The organism is Pseudomonas sp. UF-293 (assembly GCF_058245595.1).
On record NZ_JBSICA010000010.1, the window covers coordinates 74,548 to 97,166 of the forward strand.

Below are 22,619 nucleotides of genomic sequence, written 5' to 3' on the forward strand. Positions count from 1 at the left end.
AAACGACGTCACTGACTCGCGCAACGACCTTGGCGATTGAGGCGCTTGGCCGATGCGTGCATTGTGCAGGCTTGTCCGGAGGAAGTTTGATGAAAAAGCGTGTCGCACTGGTGCTGGGCTCAGGTGGCGCCCGGGGCTATGCCCATATCGGCGTTATCGAAGAAATTGAAAAACGCGGCTACGACATCGCCTGCATTGCCGGTTGTTCGATGGGCGCGGTGGTCGGCGGGATCTATGCCGCCGGCAAACTGGATGAGTACCGTCGCTGGATCGAAAGCCTTGATTACCTCGACGTGCTGCGTCTGGTCGACGTGAGTTTCCGTCTCGGCGCGATTCGTGGTGAAAAGGTCTTCGGGCAGATTCGCAAGATCGTCGGCGAGATCAACATCGAAGACCTGCGAATCCCCTACACCGCCGTCGCCGCCGACCTGACCAACCAGCAGGAAATCTGGTTTCAGGAAGGCTGCCTGCATCAGGCCATGCGCGCCTCGGCGGCGATTCCCAGTCTGTTTACCCCGGTGATGCAGGGCAACCGCATGCTGGTCGATGGCGGCATTCTCAATCCGTTGCCGATCGTTCCGGTGGTATCGAGCCATTGCGACCTGATCATCGCGGTCAACCTCAACGCCACCAATCAGCGCCAGTACAAATTGCCGGTGATCGAGCGGCCAGCGGCGTTTCGTTCGCGCTTCGACAGCCTGATCAAATCCATGGGGTCGAAGTTGCCGTTCCGCCGTAAACAGGCCGAGCAATTGTTGAAGCTCGAACAGGAAGCCCTGCGCGCCGAGGCAGCGGAGATCAATCCGTGGCTTGAGGGCGTCGAGCCGGAAAGCCAGCAACCGGCCGCCGCCCCGGAACGCGAAGGCGCGCCGAAATCCGCTACCGGTTCGTTCATCATCGATAACGTCGGGCCGGCGTCGCTGCTGGATCTGATCAACCAGAGTTTCGAGGTGATGCAGACCTCACTGGCGCAGTACAAGATCGCCGGGTATCCGCCGGACATCCTGATCAACGTGCCGAAGCGGGTGTGCCGGTTTTTCGAGTTCTACAAGGCGCCGGAATTGATCGCGCTGGGTCGGGAAATTGCCAGTGATACGCTGGATCGGTATGAGCAGGAGCAGGGTTGATCTGATGCGGACTTTTCAGAGTATTTGATGGCCTCTTCGCGAGCAGGCTCGCTCCCACATTTGAAATGCATTCCCCTGTGGGAGCGAGCCTGCTCGCGAAGGCGTCAGCTCAGCCAGCTTCACTCAACAAACGATACCCAACCCCCGCCTCAGTCACGATAAACCGTGGCCGGGTCGGGTCGTCCGCCAGTTTCTGCCGCAGATGCCCGACCACGATGCGCAGGTAATGACTGTCCTCGGTGTGCGTCGGCCCCCAGATATCCTTGAGCAATTGCTGCTGGGTGATCACCCGCCCCGGATGCCGCGCCAGTTGCGCCAGTACCGCGTATTCCTTGCGGGTCAGGGCAACTTCGACGCCGTCGAGCATCACCCGCCGATACGCCAGATCCACAGTCAACGGGCCGAAACTCAGCGCCGCCGGTTGCGCCTCCCCCGCCGGTGCCTGGCGCAACAACGCGCGAACCCGGGCGAGAAACTCCTGAATGCCGAACGGTTTGGTCACATAGTCATTGGCGCCGCCATCCAGCGCTTCGACTTTCTGCCCTTCACTGGCGCGCACCGACAGCACCAGCACGGGCGTGGTCGCCCATTCGCGCAATTCGCGCAGGACCTGCTGCCCGTCCATGTCCGGCAACCCGAGGTCGAGCACCACCAGGTCCGGTTTGCTCAGCGCGGCTTGCGCCAGGCCTTCAGCGCCGGTGCCCGCTTCGAGCACTTTGTAGCCTTGTGAAGCGAGGCTGATGCGCAGGAATTTGCGGATCTGCGGTTCGTCGTCGATGACCAAAATGGTCGCGGTCTGGCTCATGAATTCACATCAACACAAAAGAGTGGCAAGAGAGTAGCGCAGTCGACTTCAAGCTTCACCGTCCATTCCCGGTTGCGCCTGCAACGGCAGGTGCAAGGTGATACAGGTGCCGCGCCCGTCGATGCCGTCAGCCACAGAAATACGCCCACCGTGGGCGCCGACCATGCCCTGACAGATCGCCAGTCCCAAACCCGTGCCCTGCCCGCCGCGATCACCGCGCGCGGCGGTGTAGAACATATCGAAAATCTTCGCGCGCTCTTCTTCGGGAATCCCCGGACCTTCATCGCTCACCGCGAAAAAAATCTCCTGTTCATCGGCACCGGCGCGCAGTTGCAGGCGACCGTGGCTGGGCGAAAATCGCGCGGCGTTCTCCAGCACATTGACCAGCGCCTGTTCGATCAGCGCCGCGTGCACATACAGCAGCGGCAACTCGGCCGGCACTTCGGTGCTGACGTGCAGCGGCGCCAGCACCGCGCGCAGGCGATTGAGCGAACTGCCGACAATGTCCGCCGGCGACACCCAGTCCCGCGCCAGCTTCAGGGCGCCGTGGCCGAGGCGAGTCATGTCGAGCAGGTTCTGGATGTAGCGGTCGAGGCGTTCGGCTTCATCGCGGGTGCCTTCGAGCAACTCGCGGCGATCCTCCAGCGGGATCGCTTCGCCGAGCGCTAAAAGGCTGTCGATGCTACCGCGCATGGCCGTCAGCGGCGTGCGCAAATCGTGGGATACCGAGGCCAGCAAGGCGCTGCGCAACTGTTCGGTTTCGCCGTGCAGACGCGCCGCTTCGAGGTCATCCGCTAACTGCGCGCGTGCCAGGGCTTGCGCCAGCGGCTGGCTCAACGCGGTGAGCAAACGTCGACGCTGACCGCTCAAGCTCTGGCCTTCCTTGGCGCAAACACCGAGCAACGCCAGCGGCCCGTCCTCGACCGACAATGGCCACCACCACCAACGTCCCAGCGGCAAGGTGCCGGTGCCCTTGCCCGCCGGTTGATCGTGTTGCCAGGCCCAATCGGCGGCGGCGCGTTCGGCCTCGGTGAATTGCAGCGGCCCGCCGGTTTCGACTTTCCAGCCGCCCTGGCCGTCGCGGTTGAGCAGGCACAATTGCACATCGCTCCAACCTTCGAGGTGCTGCGCGGCGGCGCTGATCACGGCCTGGCGGTCGGTCGCGGCGGTGAGTTTGCGCGACAGGTCGAGCAGTTCGCTGGTTTCTTCCTGGGTATCGCGCAAGGCCTGCAACTGCCGCCGCTGACGCGCCGCAAGGTTGCCGGTGAGCGCCGCCATCAACAGGAAGAACAGCAGCGTCAGCACGTCTTCTTCGCGCTGAATGCTGAAAGAAAAATTCGGCGGGATGAACAGAAAATCGTAGGTGAGGAACGACAGCGCCGCACAGGCCAGCGCCGGGCCGAGGCTGCTGCGCACCGCCACCAGCAACACCGCCGCGAGAAACACCAGCGAGATGTTCGGCAGCGGCAACACGCTCGACACCGCCCAGGCCAACGCGCTGGCCAACAACGTCGCCACCAGCGCCAGCGCGTAGTCGAACCACACCAGCGTGACTGAATTGCGCGGGCGCGGTTGATGCTGTTCGTGGTCACTGTCGAGCACGTTGATTTCCAGACCGTGAGCCTGACGCAGCAGGCGCGCCGCCAGGCCACCGCCGAACAATCGACGGCGCAAACGTGGCCGCGACTGGCCGACCAACAACAGACTTGCGCGGCGTTCGGCGGCGTGTTGAATCAGGGTTTTCGCCACTTCGCCAGCGCGCAACAGCACCACTTCGCCACCGAGGCGTTCGGCCAGTTGCTGGGCGCTTTGCAAACGCAACCGCGATTGCTCGTCACGGGCACTGCCGTTGTCGACATGCACCAGACTCCACGGCAGATGCCGGCGCTGGGCGACGCGGCTGGCGTGACGCACCAGCCGTTCGGCCTGCGCATCGCCATCGATGCCGACCAACAAACGCCCGCGCACCGCCGGCGCGGCCTGGCCGAGTTGGCGATAGCCCTGGGCGAGATCGTTGTCGACCTGCGCGGCGGCGGTCTGCATAGCCAGTTCGCGCAGTGCGGTGAGATTGGTCTGGGTGAAAAAGGCGTCGATCGCAGCGCGGGCCTGTTCCGGCACGTAGACCTTGCCCTCGCGCAGACGCTCAAGCAATTCACGTGGCGGCAGGTCGATCAGCAGCAGCTCGAAAGCTTCCTGCAACACCCAGTCCGGCAGGGTTTCGCGCACCTGTACGCCGGTGATGCCGCGCACCTGATCGTTAAGGCTTTCCAGATGCTGGACGTTGACCGTGGTGAACACGTCGATGCCGGCGGCGAGCAGTTCCTGAATGTCTTGCCAGCGCTTGGCGTGGCGACTGCCGGGGGCGTTGCTGTGGGCCAGTTCATCCACCAGCACAAGCTTCGGTTCGGCCGCGAGCAAGCCGTCGAGGTCCATTTCTTCAAGCAGCACACCACGGTATTCGCTGCGCACCAGCGGTTGCTGCGGCAGGCCGCCGAGCAGGGCTTCGGTTTCGGCGCGGCCGTGGGTTTCGACCACGCCGGCAAGGACTTTCACGCCCTGACGCAGTTGCGTGTGCGCGGCCTGGAGCATGGCGTAGGTCTTGCCGACCCCGGGGGCGGCACCGAGGAAAACCTTGAGCCGGCCACGGCCATCGCGGGGCAGGTCTGCTAACAATGCGTCGGCGCGGCCGGAGTCGCTCATGCTGGGGATGCTCTCTTTCTTCTGATGTTTATGCGGTGATTTTCAGGGCGCCTTCGCGAGCAGGCTCGCTCCCACATGGATATGCATTCCAAAGGTGGGAGCGAGCCTGCTCGCGAATGGTCGCGCCGCCGATTACAGGTTTTGCAGTGCCAGATTCAGCTCCAGCACATTCACCACCGGCGGCCCCACCAGCGGTTGTTCGATGTGCTTATCGAGCAATTGCTGCAAGGTCGACACCGGCAGATTGCGCGCTGCCGCGACACGCGCCAGTTGATAGGCAATTGCCGCCGGAGGCAAGTGCGGATCGAGACCGCTGGCGGAGGTGGTCAGCAAGGCCAGGGGCACCGGCCCCTGCCCAACGACTTGTTGTTTTTGCGCATCTTCGATTACGCGGGTCGCCAGGGCCGGATTGCTCGGCGCGAGGTTGCTGGCGCCGCTGGCGACCGTGGCAAAAGCCCCGGCGGACGGGCGCGGGTGGAACCAGTTGTCGCCGCTGAAATCCTGAGCAATCAGCGCCGAGCCGCGGACTTTGCCGTCGGCGTCGTGAATCAGGCTGCCGTTGGCCTGAGCCGGGAAAGCGACCTGGGCGATGCCAGTCACTGCCAGCGGATAGGCGACGCCGGTGATCAGGGTCATCAGCGCCAACAGGGTCAGAGCTGGGCGTATCATTGTGGACATTGCAGAATCCTCGATTCAGAAACCGGTACTGTGTTGAGTCAGATAAGCAGTGGCGCATTCTTCGCGAGCAGGCTCGCTCCCACAGAGCAATGCAATTACAGGTGGGGCGAGCCTGCTGGCGAAAGCGTTACACCAGATGCAACGCCGTAAGCAGCATGTCGATCACCTTGATTCCCACGAACGGCACGACAATCCCGCCGACGCCATAGATCAGCAGATTGCGCCGCAGCAACGCCGCCGCACTCGCCGCCTGCACGCGCACGCCGCGCAATGCCAGTGGAATCAGCACAACGATGATCAGTGCGTTGAACACGATCGCCGAGAGAATCGCGCTCTGCGGACTGCTCAAGTGCATGATGTTCAACACGCCCAACTGCGGGTAAATCGAGGCGAACAGCGCCGGCAGAATCGCGAAGTATTTGGCGATGTCGTTGGCGATGGAAAAGGTCGTCAGTGCGCCACGGGTCACCAGCAATTCCTTGCCGATCTGCACCACGTCGAGCAGCTTGGTCGGGTCGCTGTCGAGGTCGACCATGTTCGCCGCCTCGCGCGCCGCTTGCGTGCCGTCGTTCATCGCCATGCCGACGTCTGCCTGGGCCAGCGCCGGGGCGTCGTTGGCGCCGTCGCCGCACATGGCGACCAGGCGCCCGTCGTTCTGCTCGTGACGAATCCGCGCGAGTTTTTTCTCCGGCGTGGCTTCGGCAAGCACATCATCGACGCCCGCTTCAGCGGCGATCGCAGCAGCGGTCAGCGGGTTGTCGCCGGTAACCATCACCGTACGAATCCCCAGTTTGCGCAACTCGGCAAAACGCTCGCGAATGCCTGGTTTGACCACGTCCTTGAGATGGATCGCGCCAAGCAGCTTGCCGTCAGCGCAGACCAGCAACGGCGTGCCGCCGCTCTGGGCAATCTTGTCGATCTCGCGCGCCAGCGCCGGGGAAAGATCGGTGCGCTGCTGACCGAGAAACGCCAGCAGCGAATCCACCGCGCCTTTGCGATACACGCGGCCCTGATAATCGACGCCGGACAAGCGGGTTTCCGCGCTGAACGGCACGGCGGTCAGGGTTTCCGGGGCCGGCTCCGGTTGTGGATGCAGGCCACGGAGGAACTCGACAATCGATTTGCCTTCAGCGGTTTCGTCGGCCAGCGAAGCGAACAACGCGCCTTCGGCCAACTCACGACCGGTTACACCCGGAGCGGCGTACACCGCGCTGCAGCGACGGTTGCCGAAAGTGATGGTGCCGGTCTTGTCGAGCAACAGCACGTGCACATCACCCGCCGCTTCCACCGCGCGGCCGGATTTGGCGATGACGTTGAGACGCACCAGCCGATCCATCCCGGCGATACCGATGGCCGACAGCAGACCGCCGATGGTGGTCGGGATCAGCGTGACCAATAACGCGACAAGGAACACCAGCGGCAGGCTGCCATTGGCGAAATGCGCGAACGGTTGCAGGGTGACGACCACCAGCAGAAAGATCAGGGTCAGGCCGATCAGCAGGATATCCAGCGCGACTTCGTTGGGGGTCTTCTGGCGCTTGGCGCCTTCGACCAACGCGATCATGCGGTCGAGGGTCGATTCACCGGGGTTCGCGGTGATCTTCACCAGCAGCCAGTCGGACACCAGCCGCGTGTTGCCGGTGACAGCGGAACGGTCGCCGCCGGACTCGCGGATCACCGGCGCCGATTCGCCAGTGATCGCCGCTTCGTTGACTGCCGCGATACCTTCGATGACTTCGCCGTCCCCGGGGATCATCTCCCCTGCTTCGACACGCACCACATCGCCCTTGCGCAGATTGGCGGCGGGGACAATCTTGAAGCTGCCATCAGCCTGACGGCAACGGGCGCTGAGGCCTTCGCTGCCGGCCTTGAGGCTGTCGGCGCGAGCCTTGCCACGACCTTCGGCCAAGGCCTCGGCGAAGTTGGCGAACAGCACGGTGAACCACAGCCACAGGGCGATTTGTGCGGCGACGAAGGTCGGCACATCGGCATTCGGAAGGAAGCACAGCACGGTGGTGAAAATCGCCGTCAGTTCGACCACCAACATCACTGGCGAACGCGCCAATTGCCGAGGGTCGAGCTTGACGAAGGCTTGCACCAGCGCCGGGCGCCACAGGGCCGAGATCGCGGTTTTGGCTGACTCCGGTGCCTTGATGGCAGCCGGTTTGATAGCGGGCATATTCATCATGGACTCCTTAGAAGCCTAGGCTCAGATGTTCGGCAATCGGACCGAGCGCCAGGGTCGGTAGAAAGGTCAGGCCGCCCACCAGCAAAATGGTCACGGTCAACAGGGTCACGAACAGCGGGCCGTGAGTCGGAAAGCTGTTCTGGCCAACCGGTGCGCTTTTCTTCATCGCCAGGCTACCGGCCAGTGCCAGCACCGGCAGGATGTAGCCGAAGCGGCCGATCAACATGCCCAGGCCCAGCATCAGGTTGTGAAACGGCGTGTTCGCGCTGAGGCCACCGAACGCCGAGCCGTTGTTGGCGCTGGCCGAGGTGTAGGCATAGAGCAACTGACTGAAACCGTGCGGACCGGGGTTGCTGATGGTTGCCGCAGCGCTGGGAACCGTGGCGGCAATTGCGCCGAGCACCAGCACGCCGATCGGCATCACCAGCAGCGTCACCACCAGCAATTGCACCTCGCGGGCCTGGAGTTTTTTGCCGAGGTATTCCGGCGTACGACCGATCATCAGACCGGCGAGGAACACCGCGATCAGCACGTTGAGCAACATGCCGTAGAGCCCGGCGCCGACACCGCCGAAGATCACTTCGCCGACCATCATGTTGACCAGCGCAACCATGCCGCTCAGCGGGTTGAGGCTGTCGTGCATGCCGTTGACCGAACCGTTCGAGGCCGCCGTGGTAGTCACCGACCACAGCACCGTCGCGGTGGTACCGAAGCGCGCTTCCTTGCCTTCCAGCGGCGCGGTCTGCTCGACGGCGGCGTTGTTCAGGGTCGGATTCGGCTGATACTCGGCCCACAACGATGTCGCACCGCCGATCAGGAACAACGCCAACATGCAGGCGATGATCGCCCGGCTCTGGCGCAGATCCTTAACGTAATGGCCAAAGGTGAATACCAGCGCCACGGGAATCAGGATGATCGAAGCGACTTCGAACAGGTTGCTCCACGCGGTCGGGTTCTCGAACGGATGCGCCGAGTTCACCCCGAAGAAACCACCACCGTTGGTGCCCAGTTGCTTGATCGCAATCTGGCTGGCGGCCGGGCCGAGCGGGATCACCTGATCGACGCCTTGCAGGGTCACGGCATTTACGTACTGGGCGAAGGTTTGCGGCACGCCCTGCCAGACCAGATACAGCGCCAGCAGCAGGCACAGCGGCAGCAGGCCATAGAGAGTGGCGCGGGTCATGTCGACCCAGAAGTTGCCGAGGGTCTGCACCGATTTGCGCCCGCTGCCACGGCACAGCGCGACCAGCACGGCCAAGCCGGTGGCGGCGCTGACGAAGTTCTGCACGGTGAGACCGACCATCTGGCTCAGATAGCTGAGAGTCGCTTCGCCGCTGTAGGACTGCCAGTTGGTGTTGGTCATGAAACTGACCGCGGTATTGAACGCCTGGGTCCATTCCTGGCCAGGCAGGTTTTGCGGGTTCAGCGGCAAGTGATCCTGAAACAACAGGATCGCGAACAGCAGCAGGAAACCGGCGAGGTTGAAAGCCAGCAGTGCCAGCGTGTACTTCTGCCAGCTCTGCTCCGCCTGCGCATCGACCCCGGCAAGACGATAGCAACCGCGCTCGACCGGGCCGAGAATCGGTGTCAGCCAGGTGCGCTGGCCTTCCATCACTTTGTAGTAGAAGCGCCCGAGGAACGGCGCCGGCAGCAAGACCAACGCAAAAAACCCGAGGATCAGCCAATAGTCATAACTGTGCATAGCCGCTCCTAGTTCCGGTCCGCGCGCAACAGCGCAACCAACAGATAAATGAACAGCCCCACTGCCAACAGCAGTGACACCCCGTCCAGAACGCTCATGGAAGATCTCCGTGTAACGGCGTATTGCCGTGTGTGCAGCGATTGTCGGGAAGGAGGCTGTAAAGGAACGAGAGCGAGGGGTGTGGCGGGGCATAAAGAAAGCGTAAAGAGTGGGTTTATGCGGGCTTTACAGGTGGGTTTTGCGTTGTATGGGCGGGCCTATTCGCGAGCAGGCTCGCTCCCACAGGTGTAGGCGTTGTTTGGGCGAGCGCATTTCAAAATGTGGGAGCGGGCTTGCCCGCGAAGGCGGCAGCACAACCAACATCGCACCCGGCCGAGCTGATTCTTGTGCTGTTCGAACAGCCTCTTCGCGGGCAAGCCCGGCTCCCACATGTGTCATGGTATCCGAACGAACGCATTCCAACGGTGGGAGCGGGCTTGCCCGCGAAGGCGGCAGCACAATCAACATCGCACCCAACTGGCGCACCTTTCCTGCATATTTAGCGTGAATCATCCCCTCTGCGACAGTTTTCAACTTATTACGACTTGTTTCACGGCGATGGCACGCCCACTGCACACGCCCTCCCCTGAGCTTTCCAAACCGTTCAGGGAGCAAGCGCATGAACACACAACTCAAACCCACGCTGGGCACGTTGCATCTGTGGGGCATTGCCGTGGGGCTGGTGATTTCCGGGGAGTATTTCGGCTGGAGTTACGGCTGGGGCGTGGCAGGTACGCTGGGTTTTCTCGTGACTTCATTCATGGTCGCGACCATGTACACCTGCTTCATCTTCAGTTTCACCGAACTGACCACCGCTATTCCCCATGCCGGCGGGCCGTTTGCCTATAGCCGCCGCGCGTTTGGCGAAAAAGGCGGATTGATCGCCGGACTGGCCACGCTGATCGAATTCGTCTTCGCCCCGCCGGCGATTGCCCTGGCGATTGGCGCTTATCTGAATGTGCAATTCCCGGCACTGGACCCGAAACACGCGGCGGTCGGCGCGTACATCATGTTCATGGGCCTGAACATTCTCGGAGTGAAACTGGCCGCGACGTTCGAGCTGATCGTCTGCGTGCTGGCGGTGGCTGAGTTGCTGGTGTTCATGGGCGTGGTCGCGCCGGCGTTCAGCTTCAGCAACTTCGCGCTGAATGGCTGGGCCGGTTCCGACGTCTTCGGCGCGCCGGCAATTGCCGGCATGTTCGCGGCAATTCCATTTGCAATCTGGTTCTTCCTCGCCATCGAAGGCGCCGCCATGGCCGCCGAAGAAGCCAAGGACCCGAAACGCACGATCCCGAAAGCCTACATCAGCGGCATCCTGACCCTGGTGCTGCTGGCCATGGGCGTGATGTTCTTCGCTGGCGGTGTCGGCGACTGGCGCACCTTGTCCAACATCAACGACCCACTGCCGCAGGCGATGAAAACCGTGGTCGGCGACAACTCCGGCTGGCTGCACATGCTGGTGTGGATCGGTCTGTTCGGCCTGGTCGCGAGTTTCCACGGCATCATCCTCGGTTACTCACGCCAATTCTTCGCCCTCGCCCGCGCCGGTTACCTGCCTGCCTCATTGGCAAAACTGTCGCGTTTCCAGACCCCGCACCGCGCAATCATCGCTGGCGGCCTAATCGGCATCGCCGCGATCTACAGCGACGGCCTGATCAATCTCGGCGGCATGACGCTCACCGCCGCGATGATCACCATGGCCGTGTTCGGCGCGATCGTGATGTACATCATGAGCATGCTCAGCCTGTTCAAACTGCGTAAATCGGAACCGAATCTGGAACGCACCTTTCGCGCGCCGTGCTATCCGCTGGTGCCCCTGATTGCACTGATATTGGCCGTGGTTTGCCTGGTAGCGATGGCGTGGTTCAACACGCTGATCGGCTTGATCTTCCTCGGCTTCATGGCGGTCGGGTTCTGCTACTTCATGCTGACCGGGCAACTGCGCGCCGATGCGCCAGCGGATGCCATGCTCACAGGCCTGTAACGACCCGTACCCCGTAGGAGCTGACGAGTGAAACGAGGCTGCGATCTTTGCTTTTCATGATCAAAAGATCGCAGCCTTCAGCAGCTCACAGGAATTTCGGATGCACCGGGAGCAAGCGGCCTAGAATGGAACCACTGCGAAGTCGTTTCGCTCAAAGGTGGTATGCAGCATCGCACGGCGAAATCCTCGCCCGTCGAGCTGCCATTAAGGAGAGCCGTTATGCCCTGGTATGCCTGGTTGATTCTGGTCGTTGCGATCGGCTCGATTGTTGGCGGATTGATGATGTTGCGCGACACCGCCAACAAGGTCGAACTGACCGATGAAGAACGCAAGCGCGTTGCGCAGCGCAATGCTGAAGCGGATGCCAAGGACGCACAGGACCGCTGATACGAACCCCGCCGCAATGGCGGGGTTTGTTTTTCCAGGGCAATCGGACTTAATCGCAGGCTTTTTAGATTTTAGAAGTACAGTCACCATTTAATCTTCCGTGGTTAAGATGGCAGCATCGTCGCGGAGAGCTCCACATGCGTTACTCGCCAGATCACAAAGCCCAGACCCATCAGCGCATCATCAAGGAAGCTTCCGCCCGATTTCGCAAGGACGGTATCGGCGCCACCGGCCTGCAGCCTTTGATGAAAGCCCTGGGCTTGACCCATGGCGGTTTCTACTCGCACTTCAAATCCAAGGAAGAGCTGGTCGAAAAAGCCCTGCAAGAGGCCGGCGAGCAAGTCGCGGGCCTGTGCGAAGAGATCTTCGCGCAGGAAAACCCGCTGCAAGTCTTTATCGACACCTACCTGTCGGAGTGGCATCAGACCTCGCCCCACGAAGGCTGCCCGCTGCTGACCATTTCCTCCGAGCTGGGCCTGCGCGGCCAGCCAAGCCCCACCAGTGACGAAGTTCTCAACGCTCGCCTCGGACAAATTCAGGGCACGCTCGAAGGCGAGAACAGCACCGATCGAAGCATTGTCATCATGGCGACCCTGGCCGGTGCACTGCTGCTGTCACGCAGCGTCGCAGATGCCGACTTCGCCCAGCGCATCCTCGACGTCACCCGTGAGCATCTCAAGCAATCGAGCGATTAAGCTTCCCAGCGCTTGAACAACACGCTCGCATTGACCCCGCCAAAACCGAAGCCGTTGGACAAGGCATATTCGATCGACATGGAGCGCGCCTCGCCATGCACGATGTCTACCCCTTCGCTCGCCGGATCCGGGTTTTCGAAGTTGAGCGTTGGTGGCACTACCTGATCCCGAATCGCCAGGAGCGTGAAAATCGCCTCCAGCCCGCCGGCCGCGCCGAGCAAATGACCGGTAGCGGATTTGGTCGACGTTACGGCTATCTTGTTCTGCGTGCCAAACAACGCCTTGATCGCCGCCAACTCGCCCAAATCGCCAACCGGCGTCGACGTCGCATGTGCGTTGAGATGCTGCACCTGCTCCGGCTTTACACCGCCCTGAGCCAGTGCCAATTGCATCGCCCGGCGTGCGCCGCTGCCGTCTTCCGGACCGGCGGTCAGGTGATAGGCGTCGGCGGTGGTGCCGTAACCGACCAGTTCGGCCAGCGGCTTCGCACCGCGTGCAAGCGCATGCTCCAGCGACTCGATGACCAATAGACCGGCGCCCTCGCCCATCACGAAACCATCGCGCCCACTGTCGAAGGGACGCGAAGCTTTTTCCGGGGTGTCGTTGTAGCCGCTGGACAGCGCCCGCGCCGCCGCGAAACCGGCGAGACTGACGCGATCGATCGAAGCTTCCGCACCGCCACATACGGCGATGTCCGCCTCACCTGCGCGAATCAACCGCGCTGCGTCGCCGATCGCCTGCACCCCGGCGGCACATGCGGTAACCGGAGCACCCAATGGCCCTTTGAGGCCGTGCTGGATCGACACATGACCGGCCGCGAGATTGACCAGAAACGATGGAATGGTGAACGGCGACAAACGCCGAGGACCACGGCTGTCGGTGGTACGCACCGCATCGGCAATCGCACCGAAACCACCGACACCCGAGCCGATGATTGTTGCGGTCCGCTCCTGGCTTTCAGCGTCGGCTGGATGCCAGCCGGCCTGCTCCAGCGCCTGCCGCGCCGCTTCCATGGCGAACATGATGAAGCGATCCATCTTCTTCTGTTCCTTGGGCGGCGTGGCGCGATCCGGATCAAACCCGGCCTCAGCATCCTCCTCCACCGTCGGCACACTGCCGCCGACCCAGGTCGGCAGATCAGCCACAACCGCATCGGGCAGGTTGCGCAACCCGGAACGACCGGCCAGCAAACGCTGCCAGACGATTTCAACATCACTGCCCAAAGGTGAAACCAGGCCCATGCCCGTGACGACGACTCGACGTTGGTTCATACCATGGTTACCCCTTATCAATTCAAAATTCGACGTGCATCGGTGTGCTGCGATTCGGCTGCTGAATCAGTCCCGAGCGAAATTATTATAGGCATAATCAAACCACAATATGATAGCCGTAATTTTCAGCGTTCAGGCATCCACCAGATCGGCACTCAATAAAAAGGCCGGTCAATGACCGGCCTCTCGGCGTTGAACTGTCAGCTTAGTTCACTTCCAGCTTGTCGCGGTTGCGATCCAGAATCGCCTTACCAATCCCCTTCACTTCCAGCAACTCATCCACCGACGCGAACGGACCATTTGTATCCCGATACGCAACAATCGCCTGCGCCTTCGCCTCCCCCACACCCGCCAACTCCTTCTGCAACGTTGCCGCATCCGCGCCATTGAGATCGACCTTCGCGCTTGCCGAGGGCGCAGCCGCATCCATCAGCAAAGGCGCCTTTGTTGTCTCGGTGGGCGCTACAGGGGCAGCAATCGCAGCAATCGAGGCGCTGGTGAGGAAAGCAAAGATCAGCGAGTAGAAATAACCGGTACGCATAAGTGACGCTCCATCATCGTTTTAGAAAGCAGCTTTTCCCAAGCTGCTCTCCAAACGTAGGTCATGACGGAGGGAAGTCAAAAATGCGAGCGTTACAGGATGTGAAACAATCAGGGCTCAAGACGACGTTGCTGGTAGATCCAGTCGACGATTTCGCCATCTGGGGTGTAGCCGGAGACGGTTTCGCGCAGGAGCTGGCGGACGCGGGTGTAGTCGTCGGCCTCCACGGCTTTCAGCAGTTCATCCAAGCGGGCTTTCAGAACGTCCCACGGAAGGTGATCTTCATTTGCGCTCATGATCATCGGATGCGACGTGGCTGCGACGTTATCCCCGATCAACAATTCCTCGTACAGCTTCTCGCCTGGACGCAAACCGGTGAACTCGATGGAGATGTCGCCCTGCGGGTTGCGCTCCGATCGGATACTCAGTCCGGACAGGTGAATCATCTTTTCCGCCAGCTCAACGATCCGCACCGGCTCGCCCATATCCAGCACGAAGACGTCGCCGCCCTGCCCCATTGAGCCAGCCTGGATGACCAGTTGCGCAGCTTCTGGGATGGTCATGAAGTAGCGGGTGATCTTGGGATGCGTGACCGTCAGCGGTCCGCCCGATTTGATCTGGCTGTGGAACAACGGAATCACCGACCCCGACGATCCGAGTACATTACCGAAACGCACCATGGTGAAGCGCGTCTTGTTGACTCGGGAGACATTGGAACGATCCCCAAACAATACGGGGGCAATCTCACGACTCAAAGCCTGAAGGGTCAACTCGGCCAGACGCTTTGTGCTGCCCATGACGTTGGTAGGACGGACGGCCTTGTCGGTCGAGATCAATACAAAGTTGGCAACACCTGACTGAAGCGCGGCCTGAGCCGTATTTAGGGTACCAATGACGTTATTGAGCAAGCCTTCTGCAATATTGTGCTCGACTATCGGCACGTGCTTGTAAGCGGCCGCGTGATAGACGGTGTCCACCCGCCAAGCCTTCATAACGTCAAGAAGTTTGTCCTGATGGCGGATAGAGCCGAGAATCGGGAGCAGTTTGACTGAAACCGACTCCCGAATACCCCGTTGCTCCAACTCAGAAAGAATGCTGTAAAGGTTAAACTCACTATGTTCAAACAACAGGAGCGTCGTGGGCCTCAATAAAAAAATCTGTCGACAAAGTTCTGAACCGATCGACCCGCCAGCCCCCGTCACCAAAACCGTCTTGCCTTTAATACAGAGTTCAAGCAAGTCATGTTGTGCGGGCACCGCATCCCGACCCAGCAAGTCAGCAATGTCGACTTCTTGGATATCTTCAACTTTTACACGGCCGCTGGCCAGGTCGGTAAAATTGGGCACGCTACGCACGTGCAGCGGAAAGCCCTCAAGGAAATTAAGAATCTCCCGTCGTCTGGCTCGCGTAGAAGAAGGGAGCGCGAGTAAGATTTCCTGCGCACCTGTCACCTCGATCATCTGCTGGATATGTTTCGGCTTATAAACCTGCAAGCCCGAAATTGACCGATCCGCAATACCGGGGTCGTCATCGATGAACGCTACAGGACGCATCACTCGCCCCATGCGCAGCGCAGCGACCAACTGGTTGCCCGCCACACCCGCACCGTAAATCGCTACCTTAGTCAGACCATCGTCGCGATTGGCGAAAGGCACATGTTGCGCAGCCGTGAACCAATCGCCCATGAAATATTGACGCATGCATAGGCGCAAGCCGCCGATGATGACGAGGCTGAGCCACCAATAATTAAAAATGATGGAACGCGGGACGACAGCCTCATGGTTGCTGTACCAATAAACTACTAGCGCGAGGATCAATGACGAAAGACTTACGGCTTTTATGATAGCGACCAAAGCGTCATTGCCAAAATATCGCATCACAGCTCGATACATGCCGAATCGTATAAAGAGAGGAATAGCGATGAGAGGTGCACAGATAAACAACCAGAGGTGCACTTTTATAGGGTTGACCATCTCGTCGATTCCAAGACGCACGATAAATGCCATCCAGAGCGCTGCCCAGACGAGGGCAATATCCGTCAGCACCTGAATCAGTCGCTTCTGTCGGCGCGGCAACGCCAACAAATATCCGCGTAGCTTTTCCATATTCGCTCGCCCCAAGGTAACCTACTCCGTTCGTGGAACCGACTGGCACATTGTACGAAGTAAAAGATCTACATTACAGAACAAACGCTAGCAAAACCTCATCAACGAATCGACGCAAGCTCTGACTCGTGTAAAAGCGGCACAATTCTTGAGCTGTTGAGATGCGCGTAAATCGCAGCGAAGGATAATGAGCTGCTTGCGAAGCGACGTCCAAGCAGACATCCCGCGCGCAGAAAGCCCTAGTTCAGGTTCAATTTTCTTGCTCAGGAATCCAAAACCTGCCGATGCGACACGGGCCGGACGGCTTGCGCAAGTCGACGGGCTTCGGTTACAGAAATACGTTTCTGCCTTAGCATCGGCTCGCGTCCTGGCCGATTGAGCCCCAAGAGAATCGGCAGCGCAGCATCGGGATAAGCCACGTCTATTGAATGAGGGTTCAAGGATCACCTCCCGGTTATGACTTGCGCATTGGAAAAGCGCCGAGACTGAATTGATGCTGGCTAATGATCAGCTTGAAGTCATGTCGCGGACCGTGGGCGACTTCGCCCACCATCGTTAGACAGTATGAACTCGGCGGCACCATTCTGCCGTCGTCACGCGCCCCCTGAGCAGCAATCATCCGAAAAACCAGCAAAGCTCACCAGGTTGCAGCCCCTCAATGAACAGTTGAAACCACTCCCTAAGAACCGATATTGCTCACTTGGAGATCAATTGCTCTATTGGATTTTAAAAAATCGATATCTGAATCGATCAATCGGGCGCTCAATGAAAAGCACTACCACTGCCGAGGCGAGCGTGACAGCGAAAAATAACGAAACGGCGGGCGCATACTGTAGATCAAGCGCCCAAACAATGAGCAGCGCTATGGGCATGTGCAGGATGTAAATCGGATATGAAAGATCGCCGAAGAATTTATCAAATTTGTTTGACTTAGTTAGCTCGAAAAGAGTAGGAATAGCCAATGACAGCGTCACATAAAGCCAACCATAATTGTTTGGCAGGGCAATAAAAGACAACAAATAGGCAGGTACTAGATACTTTATGGCTTCGGGTAAGGTTCTGCTCTTAGCGCATTGGCTGAGTCTATACCCCAGCATACCAAGACCAAAATATATAAACAGATTAGAATAAAACAAGTCAACCCTGAATCGAGTGACTAAGTCTGGATTGATAAACTTCACATACAGGCACGCTATTATACTCATCGACAAGACAATAAGCGAAGTTCTCAAACTTCTCACTATGAACGGTGCCAAGATATAAAACATAACCTCTACCGATAGCGACCAAGAAGGAAAGTTCAGTATGTACGATGAGCCATTGTGATGAGGATCTATACCATACTCTGAGAATATTGTTCGACCATCGATAACACTCAAATGAACCAACAAGTCATTCCCGATCATGGTTGCATTTGAGAAAATCGCTAAATACTTTAGCGCGGCTGGAAGCTCAAGTATCCAATGTGCAACTGCTTGTAATTTCCCTGTCGGTATAAGAAATAGAAGGGATATTAAATAGGCGGGCCAGAGCCTGAGCAATCGACCGATGTAAAAGGTGGAATTCTGGCTTGGATCTCTGTAGCGGTTATTTAGCCCTAGAGATATATAGAACCCAGACATCAGAAAAAACATGTTAATTGCTATCTGGGAGTCTAGAAACAGGCTATTTACAAATCGTAAAGACTCTGTCGTTAGAGGGTAGTGAAAAATCAATACAGATATAGCGAGGTAAAGCCTAATTAATCCCATTTTTTTTCTTGTAATTAACGTATTTCCTTTATCTTAGAAATTGTGGGCGTTGGTGTCGAGCGTAAGATCGCAAGCGCCCAAAAGGGTCAAGAGCAGGCGTTTGATGTCTTCCACTTCCAAGGGCCTTCGGTGGACATTTTGGCTCCTACAGTTTAGGAAGCGACGAACCACAAAAGCTTGTCGCCCCGTGGGCCCATACCGTGATTTGGCACTACTGTGGCTTTAATGGACCATGAGAATCGTGAAAAGATGGCACCCGCGACTTTTGCGTCCGACACGCAAGGAGACCTCGGTGAACGGGGGCCACGACGATTGCGGGTAGGCATCCAGTTGCTGGGGACAGCCACGGGTGAGATTTTGGCGGTTAGCTTCCGTCGTCTCGACTGATCACTAAGTTAAGCACAGGCCATCGCGAATTTGGCTGTGGCGGTGGACAACCAGTTCTCTCAACCGACCGGCGGGGGGATCGCACGTTCTCGTTCCGCTCGACGGGGGTAGCAAGTCCCTGCATCAATTTCTTCAAAGCCGACGGGCTTTCGACGTTAGAGAACTCGAGTCTGCTGCAACTGCCTGCGTCATGGCGGATGATGGGAAAACAGCATCCGCCATCAATCTCGCGGTTGGATAGTGGTTTATGGGTTACTATTATTTCACCTGATCCAAGCTGTAACGAGCACATTAACGTGGTCGCACTACCGAGCTCAACTGCTGGCTATATCAAGTATATTGGCATAACCCAAAGCAAAACTTTATAAAGGCGCCTCAATACTCGGCTGCGTACCTCGTCTACTCTTGACTAGCTCCAGCATCAGGCCTGCTACAATTATCGCCCCTAACAGCGCGGTCGATCGCAATGTAACGCGAAAGATTTGTAATATTCTCATTTAAGGATTTAATTTGAACAGTTAGAAAGAAAATGAATAACGAGCCTATTGCAAACCACAGGTAAAGAAGCAAATCCGCCCCACGACCAACCCCAAAAAATTCAGCTACTACTGTTGAATGATCAGGTAGAAGTACAAAATATATTGAGCAGCAAGAAAAGAATACCACTACCCAAGGGATAATGCGAACACGCTGCCGTTGGATAATTGCACATACGATTAAAAAAACAAAAAATAAAACAAGGAGAATTTTCATTGGAATCACCGGATAAACTTTGAGGATAACTGTTCAAGCAAAATCGAGAACGAATTAGATAATTTTTGCCCCTTGGCGACTGAGTATTCCGTATACGTAATGGTCACTGGGAACTCTTTAACAACCAAGCGGCAAGAGCCAATAATGTCAATTATTTCAGAGGCGTGCGACATTCTATTCTGTCTGATTTTAATCTGCTTAGCTGCATTTACCGTGAAGACTCTTAACCCGTTATGTGCATCAGTCAACCAGACTCCACTGACAATACCGGTGAAAAAAGCAGCGCACTTCAGGAAAAATCGCCGAAACTTGGTAATCCCTACTGCGTTACCAAGAAAGCGAGAGCCCAAAACGACATCAATACTGCCGGTTTTAATTAAATTGAGCATGCCGATAACATCTTGAATTGAGTGCTGCCCATCAGCATCGAACGTCACAACATATTTGGCGTCGTTTTTTATAGCAAACTCTATCCCTGTTTGCAAAGCGGCGCCCTGCCCGAGATTAATCGGGTGCGCAATGCACCAAGCACCAGTTTTTTTGAGTTCAATAGATGTGTCATCTGATGAGCCGTCGTCGACAACAACAACGTTCTCAAAAACCAGACGAACCTCTTCAACGACACGCGCGATAACGCTCGCTTCATTATATGCTGCGATTACAATCCAAACTTCTTTCATAAGTCAATCACCCGAAACACCAACAAGAATAACTCCGACCAATATGAAAAAAACACCGGAAATATGAAACCAGTTAATTTTTTCACCCCAAAGCCACCACCCCAAGAACACCATAATTGCGATTGAAAGAGAAACAAATGGGTATGCGTACGATATAGATATTGACCGTAGGAGCCAAATCCAGTAGATCGTCAGGAGGCCATAAATACCTATAGCCAGAAAAAACTCAAAACTCATCAATAGTGCGCCGCCAATGGCGTAAATACTACCATGAGTTGAAATGGCAATTGCGACTCTTTTGAAGAGAACCTGACCAAGCACCATTCCAAATACATATATTAAGAGAAAAAGTATGTCTCTCATAACGAAACCTCTCATTTTGAAACTAATTTGGCACTACAGGTTTTAACGCCGCTAGGTACAACCTTATATAAGGTACCATTCGGAACATCAAAAAACTTAGAAAATTGGTTCCAGAACAAGTATGGCATTTTATCTATATATATATAATTTACAGTGCATAGCTTCCGTGCGAAGAGATGCTGTCGGTAGTCCAGGTTAATTCCACGCTCCAGATTATTGTTATGATAGATATCATAGCCCGCGGAATACGCAACAAATTTCAATGGCATTGCTTTCATTCTGAATACAAAATAGCCTAGAGTTATATTCTGGTCATTTACATACCAAACAAGATCTGTTTCATTTGCGTATTTTTTAAGAGTTTCAGCTTTCAAGCGATACTCTTCGTTTACCATAACGGGAGGTCTTTTATCAGACACAAAAACTGAGGTCAACGAGGGACTTACAACCGCACTAAACGAAACTACCGAGACGACAAAAAGAGCAATTGCTAATTTCGAAATATGATTCCGCACCATTATAAACTGCATAAAAAAAGTTGCAAACAACGTGACCATCAAATATCTTGCAAATGAATATGGATCTAATCCCCAAGGCGTTACAGCAGCAATATAAGCCAAAAACAACGTATAACTTAAATTGGTCGACACCAGAAGACCGACTGCCAACAGCTTATTACGCAAAGAACTAGAGCTTCCATAAACAAAAATTGCGCTCAAAGCGAATATAGCTGCGATAAAAACCCACACAGGCGCTGACTTAAAATCATAACCCGTCAAATAAAAAGGTTCGATAAATCCTGCATGTATGAATTTATTACTCAAGACTATTAATAAGCCGCTCCATAAGTTTGCGAAAACTCCATCCCCGACCGTTAATTTAGAAACATCAACAACGCCGATCGACAAATCATAGACACTAACATAAATGGCCCAGCTAAAATATGAAATAAATATTAAACCAGCCAAGCACAGAGCGCGCGGCAATACATGAGCAGGTTTCTCCTCACATAGAAAAACCCTTACAGCAGTGAAATACATCAAAACAAAAAGAGAGAATATTAAACCAACATGCTTCATTAACACTAATGACACACACAACACAACAACAACCTTGAACGCATCTGAACTTTTCTCATGCGCATACTTTAAAGCACATAAAAAAAAGATCGCCTGCAACGGATCAACATACAAGGTCGAAACAAGCGATTGAAAAAAAATCAAATACGCAAAAAAAACGGCGATAGCGGTTGCTAGAAATCTGTATTTGGACTCCGAATATGCAACTGTATATAAACCAGACAATGCCATAACCCAAGACAGGAAATATGACGCGCTTAATCCGGTGCCGTGAAGCAAAATCTCTCCAAAGTACCGAAACAGTGATATTCCGGGAATATAGTTTGGAAAGAGAAGCACGCCGGATTCGGTCGGGATGTTCTTCTGAGCATTTAGATATTCAATCTGAGCCCCCCAGTGCGAAAACTCGTCCCAAGTCCAATACTCAGCACCCCAGGATGCGAAAAATGCGATAGCGAAGATGACTGACAATTCGACACCGGTTCGAATGACAATCCACTTATTATCTTCTTCATACATTAAGTTCCATAACGCGAACCCACACCCTAGAGCCCCTATAACATTTACAAAAATAATGCCGAGGGAAAGAATCTGCAGACAGGCAAATAAATAAAGCGAAATCATAATTCCGGAGCAGGCACAAATATACTCTGCTCGATTACATCCTGCGCGAGAGGCACCGGCGATTGAAAAAGAAGCCAATGACACCCAGCCAAAGACAACCAACCACATCAATAATAAATCGATCACTTCAAAACCCACTAAATTCATAGAATGAGCGAAACGTTAGGCCGAGAGCCATGGGTAGCGCCTTGAATCTCACACCAGAGAATTCAAAATACAGATGACAACGCCTTGTGTTCTGATTAGAAGGCCTCGTGGCGGCGTTGAGCGAGCAGTAGTGTACATTCCTGAACTCCGTCAATCCAGCCTGAAGGATGAGGATAGTTCACGCCTTTGCACGTCAACCTGAGCCATCCCTGAAAAAGACTTCCAGACTCCGTGTAATACCCGACCCGCAATGACCAAACGATTAGGCTCGATGGCATCGGGCCCCTCACCGGTGTCGAGTATGCCGCTTAAAATAACCAAACTCGTCGCGAACGTATCCTGAACCAGATGGGTCCGATCGCGATTTGGGCAGGGTTGACTTTCTTAATCTAGCCACATTGCCTAAAGGGGATTTTCGGAATTCGAGGGCTGTATGTTGGCGACAGATGATTACGATTTGAGCATTGGGTCGTACCCATGGCGGATGGACTCAATAAACAGAATCAAGAACGCAGCATCCGGGATCACGTGACGGCTTTCAATATGGTTGATGGAACGCATACGTTTTAAAGGCGGCAAAAACGTGATGAGAAAACTCGGCAAGAAGGCTCAT

Annotated in this window: 18 protein-coding genes; 4 read left to right on the plus strand and 14 right to left on the minus strand. The window is 56.3% G+C overall.

Going from position 1 to position 22,619, the window contains the following annotated elements:
* Nucleotides 1-89 precede the first annotated feature (89 nt).
* The gene (locus AC4IHP_RS13560) at nucleotides 90-1,127 is read left to right on the plus strand and encodes a patatin-like phospholipase family protein (protein ID WP_039759961.1); all 1,038 of its coding nucleotides are present in this window, start codon (nucleotides 90-92) and stop codon (nucleotides 1,125-1,127) included.
* A gap of 109 nt (nucleotides 1,128-1,236) precedes the next feature.
* On the opposite strand, the gene AC4IHP_RS13565 is transcribed toward AC4IHP_RS13560, so the two are convergent.
* The 6 genes from AC4IHP_RS13565 to kdpF all read right to left on the minus strand — a co-directional run bounded on the left by AC4IHP_RS13565 (nucleotide 1,237) and on the right by kdpF (nucleotide 9,298).
* Nucleotides 1,237-1,932 (minus strand): response regulator, encoded by a 696-nt coding sequence (locus tag AC4IHP_RS13565; RefSeq protein ID WP_460120588.1) that lies wholly within the window; start codon nucleotides 1,930-1,932, stop codon nucleotides 1,237-1,239.
* Nucleotides 1,933-1,980: 48 nt separating this feature from the next.
* Nucleotides 1,981-4,632: a DUF4118 domain-containing protein gene (locus tag AC4IHP_RS13570; RefSeq protein ID WP_490831903.1), complete on the minus strand. Its 2,652-nt coding sequence runs from the start codon at nucleotides 4,630-4,632 to the stop codon at nucleotides 1,981-1,983.
* A 132-nt stretch (nucleotides 4,633-4,764) separates the two neighbouring features.
* Complete coding sequence (gene kdpC, locus AC4IHP_RS13575) at nucleotides 4,765-5,310, minus strand: potassium-transporting ATPase subunit KdpC (protein WP_460120592.1); 546 nt, start codon at nucleotides 5,308-5,310, stop codon at nucleotides 4,765-4,767.
* A 127-nt stretch (nucleotides 5,311-5,437) separates the two neighbouring features.
* Entirely contained in the window at nucleotides 5,438-7,495 is a 2,058-nt protein-coding gene (kdpB, locus tag AC4IHP_RS13580) for a potassium-transporting ATPase subunit KdpB (protein WP_490831904.1), read from the minus strand.
* A gap of 10 nt (nucleotides 7,496-7,505) precedes the next feature.
* Nucleotides 7,506-9,200 (minus strand): potassium-transporting ATPase subunit KdpA, encoded by a 1,695-nt coding sequence (kdpA, locus tag AC4IHP_RS13585; protein WP_490831905.1) that lies wholly within the window; start codon nucleotides 9,198-9,200, stop codon nucleotides 7,506-7,508.
* An 8-nt stretch (nucleotides 9,201-9,208) separates the two neighbouring features.
* Nucleotides 9,209-9,298 (minus strand): K(+)-transporting ATPase subunit F, encoded by a 90-nt coding sequence (gene kdpF, locus AC4IHP_RS13590; protein WP_007899818.1) that lies wholly within the window; start codon nucleotides 9,296-9,298, stop codon nucleotides 9,209-9,211.
* Nucleotides 9,299-9,858: 560 nt separating this feature from the next.
* On the opposite strand from kdpF, the gene eat reads away from it, so the two are divergent.
* From eat to AC4IHP_RS13605, 3 genes are all read left to right on the plus strand, one after another.
* Entirely contained in the window at nucleotides 9,859-11,223 is a 1,365-nt protein-coding gene (eat, locus tag AC4IHP_RS13595) for an ethanolamine permease (protein WP_490831906.1), read from the plus strand.
* 219 nt (nucleotides 11,224-11,442) lie between these two features.
* Entirely contained in the window at nucleotides 11,443-11,610 is a 168-nt protein-coding gene (locus AC4IHP_RS13600) for a DUF2897 family protein (RefSeq protein ID WP_016770901.1), read from the plus strand.
* Nucleotides 11,611-11,747: 137 nt separating this feature from the next.
* On the plus strand, nucleotides 11,748-12,305 hold the full coding sequence (locus AC4IHP_RS13605) for a TetR/AcrR family transcriptional regulator (protein ID WP_490831907.1): 558 nt from the start codon (nucleotides 11,748-11,750) through the stop codon (nucleotides 12,303-12,305).
* Here AC4IHP_RS13605 and fabF read toward each other — a convergent pair.
* The 8 genes from fabF to AC4IHP_RS13645 form a co-directional block, all read right to left on the minus strand.
* Entirely contained in the window at nucleotides 12,302-13,576 is a 1,275-nt protein-coding gene (gene fabF, locus AC4IHP_RS13610) for a beta-ketoacyl-ACP synthase II (RefSeq protein WP_490831908.1), read from the minus strand. The genes AC4IHP_RS13605 and fabF overlap by 4 nt on opposite strands.
* Before the next feature lie 205 nt (nucleotides 13,577-13,781).
* A complete protein-coding gene (locus AC4IHP_RS13615; RefSeq protein ID WP_122603623.1) occupies nucleotides 13,782-14,117 on the minus strand; it encodes a ComEA family DNA-binding protein in 336 nt (111 codons plus the stop codon).
* A gap of 110 nt (nucleotides 14,118-14,227) precedes the next feature.
* Nucleotides 14,228-16,222, minus strand: coding sequence for a polysaccharide biosynthesis protein (locus AC4IHP_RS13620; protein ID WP_490831909.1), 1,995 nt, complete (start codon nucleotides 16,220-16,222; stop codon nucleotides 14,228-14,230).
* Between the two features lie 716 nt (nucleotides 16,223-16,938).
* Nucleotides 16,939-17,973, minus strand: a complete 1,035-nt coding sequence (locus AC4IHP_RS13625) for an acyltransferase family protein (RefSeq protein ID WP_490831910.1) — start codon at nucleotides 17,971-17,973, stop codon at nucleotides 16,939-16,941.
* A 786-nt stretch (nucleotides 17,974-18,759) separates the two neighbouring features.
* Entirely contained in the window at nucleotides 18,760-19,113 is a 354-nt protein-coding gene (locus AC4IHP_RS13630; protein ID WP_082530308.1) for a DUF2304 domain-containing protein, read from the minus strand.
* Between the two features lie 5 nt (nucleotides 19,114-19,118).
* Nucleotides 19,119-19,793, minus strand: coding sequence for a glycosyltransferase family 2 protein (locus AC4IHP_RS13635; protein WP_490831911.1), 675 nt, complete (start codon nucleotides 19,791-19,793; stop codon nucleotides 19,119-19,121).
* Between the two features lie 3 nt (nucleotides 19,794-19,796).
* A complete protein-coding gene (locus AC4IHP_RS13640) occupies nucleotides 19,797-20,156 on the minus strand; it encodes an EamA family transporter (protein WP_056788385.1) in 360 nt (119 codons plus the stop codon).
* 11 nt (nucleotides 20,157-20,167) lie between these two features.
* Complete coding sequence (locus AC4IHP_RS13645) at nucleotides 20,168-22,006, minus strand: hypothetical protein (protein WP_490831912.1); 1,839 nt, start codon at nucleotides 22,004-22,006, stop codon at nucleotides 20,168-20,170.
* Between the last annotated feature and the right edge of the window lie 613 nt (nucleotides 22,007-22,619).